The sequence below is a fragment of the Acinetobacter sp. UBA3461 genome (genome assembly GCF_002381195.1).
In the GTDB taxonomy this organism is placed as follows: domain Bacteria; phylum Pseudomonadota; class Gammaproteobacteria; order Pseudomonadales; family Moraxellaceae; genus Acinetobacter; species Acinetobacter schindleri.
This window is the reverse complement of record NZ_DFRO01000023.1, coordinates 1-13594: the sequence shown is the minus strand read 5'-3', so window position 1 is coordinate 13594 and position 13594 is coordinate 1. Positions and strand designations below refer to the sequence as shown.

Below are 13594 nucleotides of genomic sequence, written 5' to 3'. Positions count from 1 at the left end.
CTGATTGCAACTCCGTTTTAGACCGACAAAACATGTGCTACACATCAGCACAACTGCTAAAGGTTTAACCCTAGAAAAAACTTCGTTTAATATACCAGCATATGCTTCCACTCCTCTTTCTAAACCCTATTTTGCACAAGGTTTAGCATCAGGATTTATAGCACTGCGTTAAGTTTAACCTGTGGGTAATGTAGTTGATGGTCATATTCGAATGCCGGATGTGACCAGATCTCATGCATTGGAATTTTGACATCTAAAGCCAACGGTAACTTTTTTGGATTAAACTGCATTTGACTTAAATCACTGCCCCAGGCAATCAGATCGATATCCAAGCTGATCTGATGTGAGGGACGCACTCGTCCTGAATCCACTTCCATCTGTTTAAGCTGCTGAAGCATTTCTTCAACTGTCATTTCAACCTGTAATAGACATGCTGAATTCCAGTAATTCTCACCAATCCCGTCACGACACGGAATAATATAGATGGGAGAGAATTGAACTTCTCCCCAAGTAGAAATGCATTGTTGTGCAGCTTGAAAATGTTGCTGAGGATGACAATTACTCGCCAGTGCTAAGGCGAATATCGTTTCGGTGGCGTTCAAGACGTATCCCTACAGAATTGGCTTGCGCGATAATGGCAGGCTTACGAATAGTAATCTTAATCGATTCAATTGCTGTAAAGGTAGTAAAAAGTGCGTTTAGCACTAACTTTGCTGCATGTTCAATCAATTCTGGCTGTGCCTGCTGAATTACCTGTGCGGAAATTTCACAGATCTCGGCGTAATTTAGTGTATCTGCCAAGGCATCAGAATTGGATGCCTGTTCCAAATCTGTCTGAATAGCCAAGTCCAGCATTAAAGGCTGAATAATCTGACGTTCCCAGTCAAAACAGCCAATTACTGTTTCAACCTTCAAACCTTCAATGATAATTGCGTCCATATTTCTGCTCAGGAGTTTTAAAATCACTTCAATAATCTCCCTAAGTCCCTCTTTATGAAAGAGGGAATTCTACATCTCGAAGTATTTTTATGAGCGTGTAGCTCCTCCCTTTTTCAAAGGGAGGTTGGGAGGAATTCATCTTTTAGAATTAATGCTTCAACAATAAATTCGGGTCAATTGTCTGAATCATCTGTAAGCGCTGATCCGCATAGATATCGGTATATGGCGCAAGGATACGCATGAAACGGTCGAAATACAGCATTTGCTTGAACAGCAAGGCGAAGTCACGCGGGAAGCGAATGCCATGACGTTCACCAACGGCGACCATATCCATCATGACATCATTAAGGTCACTTGGATTGGAACTTAGCAATTCTTGTGGATCTGCCATAATTACACCACTAAATAAACGCTCAAGATCTGCGGCCAATACTTTCGTGTCAATGGCAACTGCAGTCATGCCCATTTTCAGCATGTTTTCTGCCATCAGATCATAATTGGTATTTTGCAGTGCATCCATAAAGGCCATACATGCTGTCCAGACTTCCGGATTCAGCTGACCGACAATACCAAAATCGATAAAACCAACACGGCCATCTTCGAGTAGCATCAGATTACCGGCATGCAAGTCTGCATGGAAACTTTCACACATCATCAGGCTGCCAAACCAAGTATTCATTGCAGTAATCAGCACCTGAGAAGGATCTTTAGCCACTTTCTTCACTACATCAAAATCGGTCAATGACACGCCATACAAACGCTGCATGGTCAGTACACGACGCGTGGAATACTGATGATAGACTTTTGGTGCTGTCGCTGCATGATTATTGGTGACATTCAGATAATTAACGAAGTCATCCAGATTTTTAGCTTCTTCAATAAAGTCAACTTCACGCACCATACGTGTTTTAATTTCTTCAACGATATCTGCCAAAGATGCAAATTTCACTTTTGGCACGGCTTTTTCAAGCAGCTTGGTTGCCCAATGTAGTACGTTCAGATCCGTATAAAGAATGGTTTCTACACCTGGCTTTTGTACCTTAATCACCACATCTTCGCCAGAAACCAGTTTGGCAGCATGTACTTGTGCAATAGATGCTGAAGCCAATGGCGTTTCCTCGATCGAGGCAAAGATTTCATCCAGATTACGGCCTTCAAACTCAGATGCCAGCACCTGCTGTACATAGCTAAATGGCAGGCTTGGGGTTTGATCTAGACAACCCTGAAATTCCTCGACAAATTCACGAGGAAATAAAGAGGGTGTAGAGGCAATAAACTGCCCTAATTTAATATATGTTGAACCTAAGGATTCAAAGGTTTCACGCATCAGTTTAGCATTACTTGGTTTTTCAGTCGCATACTTGATGCCTGCACGTGCAGCAATGACGGCGGTTTCACCGACACGTGCCACAGAACGCAAACCATCCAGGAAGATATTATTTTTCATAATGTCAGCGTAATTTCAAATTTTCTCGAGTGTAACAAATATTCAGGCTGATCTGTTCTATCTTGCCTGACAAATTAGACAATTCGTATCTTTCTCAAATTTGAGAATACGTTGCTGCATACTCTGACCATCCCATAACAGCAGTTTTTGTCGCAATGGCATTTTTCCAAGCCCCAGATAAAGCAAAGCATGATGTGCTTGCAGACTTGCCATGACATTCGGTGTTGTCGCCAGCACACCAGAATCCGCACAGCGCATGGCTGTATCAGTTTGATCTTCTTGCGGGAACAGGCAGTTATAGCAGGCAGAATCACCTTCCACCATAAACAGTTGGCCTTGTAGACCAATCGCAGAGGCGCTGATCAATGCTACATCAAACTGTCGGCAGGTTTGATTCACCAGATAACGGGTTTCAAATTGATCACATCCATCCAAAACCAAATCTTGGTGCTGAATCAGGACTTGTGCATTATCGATAGATATTGCCTGATTATAATATTCAATTTGCACATACGGATTAATCTGTTGCAAACGTTTCGCTAGCGTTTCTGCTTTATAAAAGCCAACATCTTGTGGGGTAAATGCGAGTTGACGCTGCAGATTACTGATCTCAATCGTGTCCGGATCAATCAGGGTAATTTTTCCCACACCTGCACGGGCAAGCAACTCCGCGAGTGCGCAGCCAATTCCCCCACAGCCAATAATACAAATATCGGAAAATTTTAGTTTTTCCTGTGCTTCGATGTCCCAGCCTTCTAACAGGATTTGACGTGCATACAAATGCATTTCCGCATCGGTGAGTTCGAATTCAGTGTTTAAAGCGTCTACCACTATACCGTCCGTGTTCTTTAAAAGATGAATCTATAATTTCAATCCATCTTGTTGATTTAAAATAATGAATAACATTTAATAAAGCATTCAACAAAAATAACTTAGATAAAATGAAATTTAATTTTTCATTAGATGCTGCCTTGATCATTACTGCTTTAACTGCACTACTTTATCTTGTAGCTCAGGTATTTCTTGCAGGTTATATCAGTATATTTGGCGCCGACATTACTGTACTAAATCTTACCGTTCAAGATAAATTGTATTATGGCTTTTTAAAGAGCCTTGTTCATACACTGTATTTTACTTTGGCTTTATTTGTACTTTTTATTGCTGTACCTTCCATCTTTAATAATTTTGGAGGCAATATATGGTTCCATAAAAAATTATAAAATTTAAGGGTCGCTATTCATACGGATACAAAGCATAGACCAGTGATCCATAACAGCTCTTTTAAATTAGAAAATGAAAGACAATTTAATCGTAAGCTTTTTGCCTCCTACTTTATTCTGGTCTTATTGTTAGGCTCAGTAAAATATTTATCTTATATCGAAACTGAAGCAAAGCAACGTGCTCAAAATGATTTAATGAATTACTCAGAAAAATTAAGAAAAGTTCAACTTAAATCTCAAGAAAATCAGGAAGCCTATAAAATTCTCTGTGGTCAAAATCTTTGTGCCGTTCTTATGGTCAATGGAAAACAAAAATCCCTGCACTATATTGACCCCAAAGATATTGCATTCTTCCTAAATTAGGTTTTATATAGGATCGACAGAATTCTTAATCCGGATCTCCTTTTCTGTTTATTTGCTTCAAAAATTCGGTTGATGCTTTCTTAAAGAATGAGTACTTAAACTAGCTAAAAGTCTCTTTTTGAAAAATATAAAATCAGGTATTTATTTTGAAACACTCAAAAACGTCCATTATTTGTAATTACAATGCAATATCAAAATTAACTAATTAATTTAAATTACAATGAGGTTGCAGAATTTATCATTATTTTTAGACCTTGCTTGCTCCAAATCTCTTATTAGCTTCTATCTAAAAAATTTATCGGATAATTTTTACTGTGCTGTAACTAAAACCTGTTTAATGGTAATTCGTGTAGTGCTCTTCTCAATTTAAGTATGTAAATGTACGAGTTCAGTGAGAGTTACAGCATCCTGCTATAAATATGATTAAGCTGCTTAACGTTATCCAAATTTAACCTTTAACAAGAATATGGAGCAGCATATGACAGAACAATATTCAGAACACAATGACCGTGAAAAATTATGGGAACTCATCAAAGATGTACGTTTCACTATGATCAGCCATCAAGCTGAAACTCAAGAAATTCACTCCCAGCCAATGACTATGCTTAATTCAGAAAAAATGCATGAAAGTCAGAATCTGTATTTCATCATGAAAGACACCAATGATATTGTCCAAGCAATTAATGCAGGTCGTCAGCATCTTGGTTTATCCTTTGCCAAACCATCAGATGATATCTATGTCTCTATCAGTGCTCATGGCGAAATCAGTACCGACCGTATCCTGATTGAAGAATTATGGAACCCTTGGGCAGAAAACTGGTTCGAAGGCAAGGATGATCCGAGTGTACGTGTGCTTATTGCCAAAGCAGTCAGCGCAGAGTACTGGAATGTGAAGGACAATAAAGTTACTCATCTACTGAAAGTCTTAAAAGGCAATATTACTGGCAAGCCTGAAGAGCCAGATACTGATCATGCAAAAGTACAATTATAAAAATTAAAGCAAATTTATTTATTATTTAGCCTCTTATCTAAGAGGCTAAATTTTTGCATGTTGAAAGTATATTTTTAGTTTAGTAGAAGCTCACATTTCGAAAAAAAGTTTGAATTTCTTTTAATCCATTACAATGATTTTAGGATCAACATTAAACGGTAACTTAAGGAATCAATATAGCTTAGGCTATTTTGCTGCCATCCGGATTGCGCCATCTAAACGAATGACTTCACCATTCAGATAGGTATTTTCAAGAATATGCCCGACTAATTTTGCATACTCAGATGGCTTAGCTAAACGTGGAGGAAACGGTACCATCTGCCCAAGAGAATCCTGTATATTCTGCGGTAAACCTTTTAGCATCGGTGTTTCCATAATTCCTGGAGCAATCGTCATGACACGAATCGAATTTTTAGCGAGTTCACGTGCCAGTGGTAAAGTCATGGCAACTACTGCCCCTTTAGATGCGGAATAAGCAGCCTGTCCAATCTGTCCATCGAATGCAGCTACAGAGGCGGTATTGATGATCACACCACGTTCCTCTTCGCCCTGTTTTAATTCATATTTCGAAATTAGCTCAGCAGCATAGCGCAGCATATTAAAGGTGCCCGTGACATTGATATTCAGCACACGCTGGAACATCGCCAAGTCATGAAATCCATCACGACCAAGTACTTTAGCAGACGGCGCAATACCGGCGCAGTTTACCAATCCATTGAGTTGCCCATGCGTCTGTTCTAATATCTTAAAAAATTCACTGGCAGCTGTTTCATCAGTCACATCTAATTGCTGGAATTGCGCCTGTTCCCCAAGTTCTTGTGCGAGACTCTGCCCAAGTTCAAGATTCATATCGACCAGTACGACTTGAGCGCCCTGCTCCACCAGATAGCGTGATGTTTCGGCACCGAGTCCTGAAGCTCCACCCGTCACTACAAAGACTTTATTTTGAATATTCATAGCTCATCCATGTCATTTTGAATTTTTCTTAGACTAATCTTTGCCCAAATAGGAAGCAAATCAAACTATGACCGCAGCAGTTTAATTATCAATTAAATATATTCTATTAGACTTAAAAACAATTAATATCAGCTTTTTCTATTTAAGTTTTTAATTTTGCAGAACATCTGGTTTTCAAGCTATATCATCAAATAAAATGAGACTCTACGGTCATCCCAATACCTTTGTATTTATCGTTAATTTAGATTATTTTTCACACAATTTGATGCATCTATTTAGTTGCTCATTCCTCTCCCTACTTAAGGTACTCTTATGTTAAACATGACTGATGTTCTTGGCCAAAACCTGGTTCAAAACTTCTCTAATGCTTTATTTCATTCTGCGGACCTTCTTTCTGAACAGCTCAATCAAGGGATTTTGAACGCATCTGATTCAGCTTTGAAAGATGCAGTGGTGACTTTCCTCAATCGTATTGATGTTCTTGACGCAGCGGCGGCACTTGAAATCTCTGCTGAACGTATTGAAAGCCTGAAACAAGGGATTGCACTGAAAGATGAGCAGTTCATTGCAGACACATTGAAAGTGGTAACCCTATGTCTGGCAATGGAAACCAATACACTGGATCAGGTTGAAGTTTCTGACTGTCTACAAGATTATCCAATGTAAAAATATAAATAAAAAAGCGACCTTGAGGGTCGCTTTTTTATAGAGGTTTATCCTGTGCAGAATCAATGCAATGAGATTTAAAAATATTTGCTTATCAAATCCAGCCATAATCTTGTAGAAATTTCAGCTAAGTCTAGAAAAATCACCTTCATTACAATTAAATTAATTATAAACAATAACTTATTAAAATTCACACCTTTATATTTTATTTGTTGATTTGATTATCTGTTTTTCTTTTTTGTCTGTTTATTCATTTACCGCTATTTATGTCGAAAATTTCCTAAATAAATTAGAGCTCCTCATGAAAAAAACTTTAGCAACAACAAAATTAGGCTTAATTACTATTTCTATCTCTCTAGTGAGCGGGTTGACAGTCGCGGCAATTCCAAGCGAATTAAAACTGGATTATGCTTATTATGCGCCTACCAGCTTGGTGGTTAAGGAGCAAAAACTACTGGAAAAAGCACTGCCTAAAACCAAAATTAAATGGGTATTTAGCCAAGGCAGTAATCGCTCGCTTGAATATCTGAACAGTGGTAGTACAGATTTTGCTTCAACCGCAGGTTTAGCGGCAGTACTTAGTCGTGCCAATGGCAGCCCAATTAAAACGGTTTATGTTCAAAGCCAGCCTGAATGGACCGCGCTGGTCATTAACAAAGATTCCAATATCAAATCTCTCAAGGATTTAAAAGGCAAGAAAATTGCTGCCACCAAAGGCACCGATCCATTCCTGTTTACGCTACAGGCTTTAGATACCGTCGGCTTAGGTAAACGTGATGTTGAGCTGGTACACCTGCAACACCCAGATGGAAAAATAGCTTTAGAGCGTAAACAGGTCGATGCTTGGGCGGGTCTTGATCCGTTGATGGCTTCTGCGCAGGTGCAGTCGGGTGCGAAATTGCTGTATCGCAATGTCGGCTTTAACTCATATAGTGTACTCAGTATTAAAGAAAACTTCGCCCAGCAAAGTCCTGAAGCCGTTGATGCAGTCATTAAAGTCTATGAACAGGCGCGTAAATGGGCCAAAGCCAATCCGGATAAGCTGGCTGAACTGTTAGCTCGTGAAGCCAAACTGCCAATTGAAGTGGCGAAATTACAGCTAAGCCGTACCAATCTGGATCAAAACATTCCAACAGCAAAACATATTGCTGCATTACAAAAAGCAGGTTCTATTCTGACTGAAGAAGATTTGGTACGTAAAGGCACCAATGTCAATCAGGTCGTAACTCAGCTCTTTGATAGCAAATATGCGCAAAAGGTTGTTAAGAAGTAATGTCTGCACCAAACACTATCTCCGAACAACTTGTGAAGGCAGATCAACCTAAATCTGTTGCCCTTCCCCGTGGTATTCGTCTGCTGAAAGGGACCACCATTCCGGTGATCCTGATCTTGTTATGTGAAATTCTGGTTCGCAATGGTGTAATTGAGCCTTATTTACTGCCTGCACCCAGCAGTTTATGGCAGTCGCTGACCGAACTGGCTGAAGGTGATCTATGGCAGCATCTCTGGGCAAGTAGCTGGCGTGTCTTTTTAGGCTTTGGCATTGGGAGTGGCTTGGGCTTAGTTTTTGCGATCTTAGTCGGGTTAAATCGTCATGCCGAAGACTTCCTGGAACCAACATTTTCTGCAATCAAATCTATTCCGAGTTTGGCCTGGATTCCACTTTTGTTACTATGGTTAGGCATTGATGAAGGCTCCAAGATTACCTTGATTGCAATTGGTGCCTTCTTCCCTACTTATACCAATACCGTTGCTGCCATTCAGGGCGTGGATCGCAAGCTGATTGAAGTGGCCAGAGTCTACCGGCTGAAATATTGGCAACAGATTCATCAGATTGTGTTACCTGCGGCATCACCGGGAATTCTCACAGGTTTAAGAAACAGCTTAAGCTTGTCCTGGATGTTTATGATTGCAGCAGAACTGATTGCAGCGACTCAAGGAATTGGCTATTTACTCAGTGATGGCCGGGAGACCTCTCGACCGGATATTGTAATTATTGCCATTATTCTACTGGCAGTGTTGGGTAAGATTACTGACAGTATTATGAAGTTGTTTGAACATCGTCTGCTGCGCTGGCGCGATGTCATCAAAAAATCCTGAAACTAAAAAAGCGACCTTGAGGGTCGCTTTTTTATTAAAAATAAGATTTGGGAAATCAATGTGGCCACTGAGCCAAGGTCACTCGGTCATTACCGCCATAATCTTTAACAGTACGCACCTGTTTATAACCAGCCTGGGTAAATAGATGACGGACTGCATCCCCCTGATCATAACCATGTTCAAGCACTACCCAACCATTCACAGTCAGGTGTTTTTTGCCTTGAGCGATGATCTGCTCTAAATCAGCCAAACCGTTATTGTCTGCTACTAAAGCACGTTTTGGTTCAGTCGCCAGATCATGCATATGCTCATCGGCTGCATCAATATACGGTGGATTGGAAACAATCACATCAAAGAACTGACGCCCCAATGGTTTGAACCATGAACCCAATACGAACTGTACCTGCAACAAGTCATGCTGTTCAGCATTAAACTTGGCCACCTCTAAAGTCGGTTCATAAATATCCGTTGCAGTCACAGACCACGCTGGACGTTCCGAAGCCAAGGATAAGGCAATCGCGCCAGTACCTGTCCCCAGATCGACCACACGGGCATCTTCAGGCAAGTCCAGCTTAAGTACAGTTTCAACCAGTACTTCTGTATCGGGACGTGGCACCAACGTGTCTTTGGTGACTTTCAGATCCAGTGTCCAGAACGGTTGTGAACCAGTCACATAAGCCAATGGCTCACCCGCAGCAATGCGCGCCAGACCATCAACATAAGCCTGTTCCTGTTCAGGCGTCAGTTCCTGATCCTTTTTCATAACCAGATCAAAAGAATCAATCTTGGTAATGTGTTCCAGCAACCAGGCATTTTCCTGACGTTCATAGCTCTCTGGTTCACCACGCAAAGCCAGTGCTTGTAAAATATTCATTATCCACCATTCTGCTGTGCGAGCATGGCAAGCTGATCGGCCTGATATTCACGGTGCAGGCTATCTAACAGTTCTGTCAAATCACCTTCCATCACGGCATCCAGTTTATATAAAGTCAGGTTAATACGATGATCAGTCATACGACCCTGTGGATAGTTATAAGTCCGGATACGTTCTGAACGGTCACCCGAACCCACCAGGTCACGGCGCATTTCCGACGTTGCCGCATCTGCAGCTGCACGTTTGGCATTTTCCAGACGTGACACCAGAAGCGCCATCGCTTTAGCCTTGTTCTTATGCTGTGAACGCTCATCCTGACATTCCACCACAGTCCCCGTTGGAATATGGGTAATACGTACCGCAGAATCGGTTTTGTTAATGTGCTGACCACCGGCACCTGATGCACGATAGGTATCAATACGCAAATCCGATGGGTTAATGTCAACTGAAGTATCCACATCAACCTCAGGAAGAATCGCGACTGTACATGCTGAAGTATGTACACGGCCTTGGGATTCTGTTGCTGGGACACGTTGTACACGGTGTGCGCCACTTTCGAATTTCAGACGACCATAGACACCTTCACCATTGACCAGGCAGATCACTTCTTTATAACCGCCGTGTTCACCTTCATTTTCGGACAGGATTTCGATACGCCAGCCCTGACTCTCTGCATATTTACTATACATACGGAACAAGTCACCCGAGAAGATCGCTGCTTCGTCACCACCGGTTCCTGCACGGATTTCCAAATAAGCCGAGTTCGCATCATTCGGATCTTTCGGAATCATCAAAATGTTCAGATCTGCTTCCAGCTGTTCGATCAGGGCTTTATTTTCCTTGATCTCTTCCTGAGCCATTTCTTTAAAGTCAGGATCGCTCAGCATGGCTTGAGCAGTCTCGATATCTTCTTCAGCCTGTTTATATTTGGTCCATACTTCAGTAATTTCGGTCAGATCATTGTGCTCGCGGGAAAGCTGGCGAAAGCGTTTATTATCTGAAATGACTTCCGCATCTGCTAATAAGGCAGTGAGTTCTTCGTGACGGTCGGAGAGCTGGTCTAATCGTAAACGTAACGATTCTTTCATTTTTTAAAGTATCTCAAACTAAGGCTATAGCTAAATAAAGGTCTTAGCACAGCGAAATCAAAAATTGTGCCTAGTTTAACGATTCTCAGGCATAAAGAACATCTTTATTCAGTACAAGCTTTCTGCGGCTAAAGCATCCAGATAATTAACTTCCATACGATTAAAATCAACCTAACGCCTCTTTTTTAATCAATTTAATCCGCATTCTTTACTTATTTTACAAACTCGCAAATAAAGCATCTAAATATGGAGATCTTTCTTCACAATGTAATGACGATTTTTTGTTACATTTTCCGCCATCGATACACAATATAATCCGATCACGGATATGGAGTTCCAGCATGAAACTGAGCGCAGTTTTATTAAGTACCGCTTTAGCCGCAGGGTCAATGATGACCGTTAATGCTCATGCCGACAGCACTGCTCGTGTTGCTGCTGCAAGTGCATTAGGTAGTGTGGCTGGTACAGCTTTGGGTAAAAACATGGGGGGCAACACAGGTGCAACAATTGGTGCAGCTCTTGGCGGTGCTGGTGGTGCAGCTGTAGCAAGTAACAAGAAAAACCGTACTGAGTCTGCCATTGGTGGTGCTTTAGGTGGCGGTGCTGGTTATACCGTAGGTAAAAGCATGGGTGGCTCCAACGGTGGTTACATTGGTTCTGCGTTAGGGGCAGCAGGTGGTGCAGCTTTAGGTAATAAAATTGCCAAAGACAAAACAGCAGACCGTCGAGCTGAAAAACGTGCGAAACATTGGAAAAAACGTTACCGTTAATTCAGCGCTTATAGTGTCTCAATCGCATCTTACATTCGACATAAAAAGCACCTTCGGGTGCTTTTTTAATTGCTTCCAAATGAGTCTAACCAATTGTAATACTTGAAAAATATTGTTTAGTAATTATGAATAAATTAAGGAAAGAAAAAATACATTTCGTCTACAGACTCTCCATGCTATTTCGCTCTTGCTAGATTAAATTTAACTCATAGACAAATACAGCTATATATATAAAAGGTGTACTCATGAACTACAAATCTCTAATAATCGCGGTTGTTGCTACCTCAGCTATGGGCATGGGTATGACAGCAGCGAATGCGGGTAATACAACGAATACTGCTCTTGCTTCTGCACTTGGTGGGGTAGTTGGTGCTGCAGTAGGTAATAGAGTTGGTGGCACAACTGGTGCAACAATCGGTTCTGCAATCGGTGGTGGTGCAGGTGCAGCCATTTCAGCGAATAAACGTGACCGCAACGGTGCCATTATCGGTGGCGCACTGGGTGGCGGTGCAGGTTATGCCGTAGGTAAAAATATGGGTGGTAACAATGGTGGCCTGATTGGTGCAGCATTGGGTTCTGCGGGTGGTTCTGCACTTGGCAAGAAAGTAAGTGAAGACCGTCGTTATGATGACCGCTATGACCGCCGTTATAATTCCTCACGTAATTACCGTTATAACGACTACCGCTATAACAACCGTGGCCGTCGTTAATCGTTCAATACAAAGCTTAATCTCTTTTACAACCTTCCCTCTTTTAAGCATCTTCGGATGCTTATTTTTTTGCCTATACATTTCGTTTACACTTATATCGTTTTTTTTCGATATACAAATTCGGTTGAACATCGTATGCTCTTAGTCATGTCAAATAAAGAGTAATATTATGCGTACGCTTAACGATACTCAGTTCTCCATTCTTGAACTGGTTCCTGTTCGTGACGATAAAACCATTCAATTCTCCCTGCAACATGCTCTGGAACTGGCACAAACCGCAGAAAAGCTGGGTTACCGCCGCATGTGGTTAGCCGAGCATCATAATATGGATGGTATTGCCAGTTCAGCAACCGCTGTCCTGCTTGGCTATTTACTGGCAAATACCAAAACCTTAACTTTAGGCTCAGGTGGCATCATGTTGCCGAATCATGCACCTTTAGTCGTAGCTGAGCAGTTTGGTACTTTAGCGACTTTATATCCTGAGCGTGTTGAACTTGGTCTGGGCCGTGCACCCGGCACCGATCAGATGACTATGCGTGCTTTGCGTCGCGGTCGTCAGGAAACTGAAGACCAGTTCCCTCAAGATGTACTAGAGATTTTGCAGTACTTTAAAGATCCGATTCCGGGCCAACGTATTGTAGCTACTCCGGGTCAAAGTACTCATGTTCCGGTTTGGCTGCTTGGTTCTAGCCTGTTTAGTGCTCAGTTGGCAGCGAAACTTGGCCTGCCGTATTCCTTTGCTTCGCATTTTGCCCCACGTATGCTGGGCCAGGCTATTCAGTTATATCGTGAAAACTTTGAACCGTCTGAATACCTGGATCGTCCTTATGTTTCTATGGGCGTACCGACCTGTGTCGCAGATACGGATGAAGAAGCTCAATATCTGGCAACCAGCGCCTACCAGCGTGTACTTTCCCTGATTCGTGGTCAAAGCCTGAAACTGAAAGCACCTATTGATTCAATGGAAGGACTCTGGTCACCACCTGAAAAAATGTCCGTTGATAATTTCTTTGCCATGGCTCAGGTCGGTTCCAAGGAAACAGTCAAGGCCGGACTGGAAGCACTTTTAGCCAAATATGATGTAGATGAGTTTATTTTTACTTGTGACATCTATGATACTGACAAACGCCTATATAACTTCGATTTGTTAATGCAGGCTAAGCAGGGCTTATAAAATTTCCCTTTCATAAATTTTTTCAAAAAACCGCTGCCAGTCAGCGGTTTCTTTTTAGGAGGTAATCCATTGATTTATTAAATGCAATCTGCATTCAAATAAAAAAACTAACAATTATACGTTCAGGATAAAAACATCAATCATTATATTAACAAACCGACTGCAACCTTTGTTGCAGCAAGTTGGACACTTTAATTATTGGCACTATTACTTACGGTATTAAACTGTATGAACACAACCTTTAAAAAGCTCAAGAAAAATTACATCAATATAATAGACCTCTTTCATAAATCAT

The 13594-nt window shown here is 41.4% G+C and carries 15 protein-coding genes; 8 read left to right on the top strand and 7 right to left on the bottom strand.

Features of this window, described 5'->3' with window-relative positions; all coding sequences use genetic code 11:
- Window positions 1-155: 155 nt before the first annotated feature.
- From B3D47_RS04830 to B3D47_RS04815, 4 genes are all read right to left on the bottom strand, one after another.
- Window positions 156-602: a 2-amino-4-hydroxy-6-hydroxymethyldihydropteridine diphosphokinase gene (locus B3D47_RS04830; RefSeq protein WP_004892965.1), complete on the bottom strand. Its 447-nt coding sequence runs from the start codon at window positions 600-602 to the stop codon at window positions 156-158.
- Window positions 559-939 carry a dihydroneopterin aldolase gene (gene folB, locus B3D47_RS04825; RefSeq protein WP_004892964.1) on the bottom strand — a complete coding sequence of 127 codons (381 nt, stop codon included), beginning with the start codon at window positions 937-939 and terminating at the stop codon, window positions 559-561. Before folB ends, B3D47_RS04830 begins: the two co-directional genes overlap by 44 nt.
- A gap of 148 nt (window positions 940-1087) precedes the next feature.
- Window positions 1088-2386, bottom strand: a complete 1299-nt coding sequence (locus B3D47_RS04820; protein ID WP_004892962.1) for an ABC1 kinase family protein — start codon at window positions 2384-2386, stop codon at window positions 1088-1090.
- A 57-nt stretch (window positions 2387-2443) separates the two neighbouring features.
- A complete protein-coding gene (locus tag B3D47_RS04815; RefSeq protein ID WP_171058611.1) occupies window positions 2444-3172 on the bottom strand; it encodes a HesA/MoeB/ThiF family protein in 729 nt (242 codons plus the stop codon).
- 476 nt (window positions 3173-3648) lie between these two features.
- On the opposite strand from B3D47_RS04815, the gene B3D47_RS04810 reads away from it, so the two are divergent.
- Window positions 3649-3969 carry a hypothetical protein gene (locus B3D47_RS04810; protein WP_004892952.1) on the top strand — a complete coding sequence of 107 codons (321 nt, stop codon included), beginning with the start codon at window positions 3649-3651 and terminating at the stop codon, window positions 3967-3969.
- Window positions 3970-4447: 478 nt separating this feature from the next.
- Window positions 4448-4960 (top strand): pyridoxamine 5'-phosphate oxidase family protein, encoded by a 513-nt coding sequence (locus B3D47_RS04805; protein ID WP_004815728.1) that lies wholly within the window; start codon window positions 4448-4450, stop codon window positions 4958-4960.
- A 186-nt stretch (window positions 4961-5146) separates the two neighbouring features.
- On the opposite strand, the gene B3D47_RS04800 is transcribed toward B3D47_RS04805, so the two are convergent.
- Window positions 5147-5917: a 3-hydroxyacyl-CoA dehydrogenase gene (locus tag B3D47_RS04800; RefSeq protein WP_286860233.1), complete on the bottom strand. Its 771-nt coding sequence runs from the start codon at window positions 5915-5917 to the stop codon at window positions 5147-5149.
- 312 nt (window positions 5918-6229) lie between these two features.
- Here B3D47_RS04800 and B3D47_RS04795 point away from each other — a divergent pair, with 312 nt between their 5' ends.
- The 3 genes from B3D47_RS04795 (at window position 6230) to B3D47_RS04785 (ending at window position 8683) form a co-directional block, all read left to right on the top strand.
- Window positions 6230-6583, top strand: coding sequence for a hypothetical protein (locus B3D47_RS04795; protein ID WP_004815725.1), 354 nt, complete (start codon window positions 6230-6232; stop codon window positions 6581-6583).
- A 301-nt stretch (window positions 6584-6884) separates the two neighbouring features.
- A complete protein-coding gene (locus B3D47_RS04790) occupies window positions 6885-7856 on the top strand; it encodes an aliphatic sulfonate ABC transporter substrate-binding protein (RefSeq protein WP_004892944.1) in 972 nt (323 codons plus the stop codon).
- Window positions 7856-8683 carry an ABC transporter permease gene (locus tag B3D47_RS04785; protein ID WP_004892943.1) on the top strand — a complete coding sequence of 276 codons (828 nt, stop codon included), beginning with the start codon at window positions 7856-7858 and terminating at the stop codon, window positions 8681-8683. Before B3D47_RS04790 ends, B3D47_RS04785 begins: the two co-directional genes overlap by 1 nt.
- Window positions 8684-8738: 55 nt before the next feature.
- Here the strand turns inward: B3D47_RS04785 and prmC are convergent, their stop codons facing one another.
- Complete coding sequence (prmC, locus tag B3D47_RS04780; RefSeq protein ID WP_004892942.1) at window positions 8739-9557, bottom strand: peptide chain release factor N(5)-glutamine methyltransferase; 819 nt, start codon at window positions 9555-9557, stop codon at window positions 8739-8741.
- On the bottom strand, window positions 9557-10645 hold the full coding sequence (gene prfA, locus B3D47_RS04775) for a peptide chain release factor 1 (RefSeq protein ID WP_004815719.1): 1089 nt from the start codon (window positions 10643-10645) through the stop codon (window positions 9557-9559). The genes prmC and prfA overlap by 1 nt, the downstream gene beginning before the upstream one ends.
- A gap of 341 nt (window positions 10646-10986) precedes the next feature.
- On the opposite strand from prfA, the gene B3D47_RS04770 reads away from it, so the two are divergent.
- The 3 genes from B3D47_RS04770 (at window position 10987) to B3D47_RS04760 (ending at window position 13299) form a co-directional block, all read left to right on the top strand.
- Window positions 10987-11415, top strand: coding sequence for a glycine zipper domain-containing protein (locus tag B3D47_RS04770; RefSeq protein ID WP_004892936.1), 429 nt, complete (start codon window positions 10987-10989; stop codon window positions 11413-11415).
- Between the two features lie 245 nt (window positions 11416-11660).
- Complete coding sequence (locus B3D47_RS04765; protein ID WP_286860227.1) at window positions 11661-12125, top strand: hypothetical protein; 465 nt, start codon at window positions 11661-11663, stop codon at window positions 12123-12125.
- A 169-nt stretch (window positions 12126-12294) separates the two neighbouring features.
- Window positions 12295-13299, top strand: a complete 1005-nt coding sequence (locus tag B3D47_RS04760; RefSeq protein WP_071320049.1) for an LLM class flavin-dependent oxidoreductase — start codon at window positions 12295-12297, stop codon at window positions 13297-13299.
- The last annotated feature ends 295 nt before the right edge of the window (window positions 13300-13594 follow it).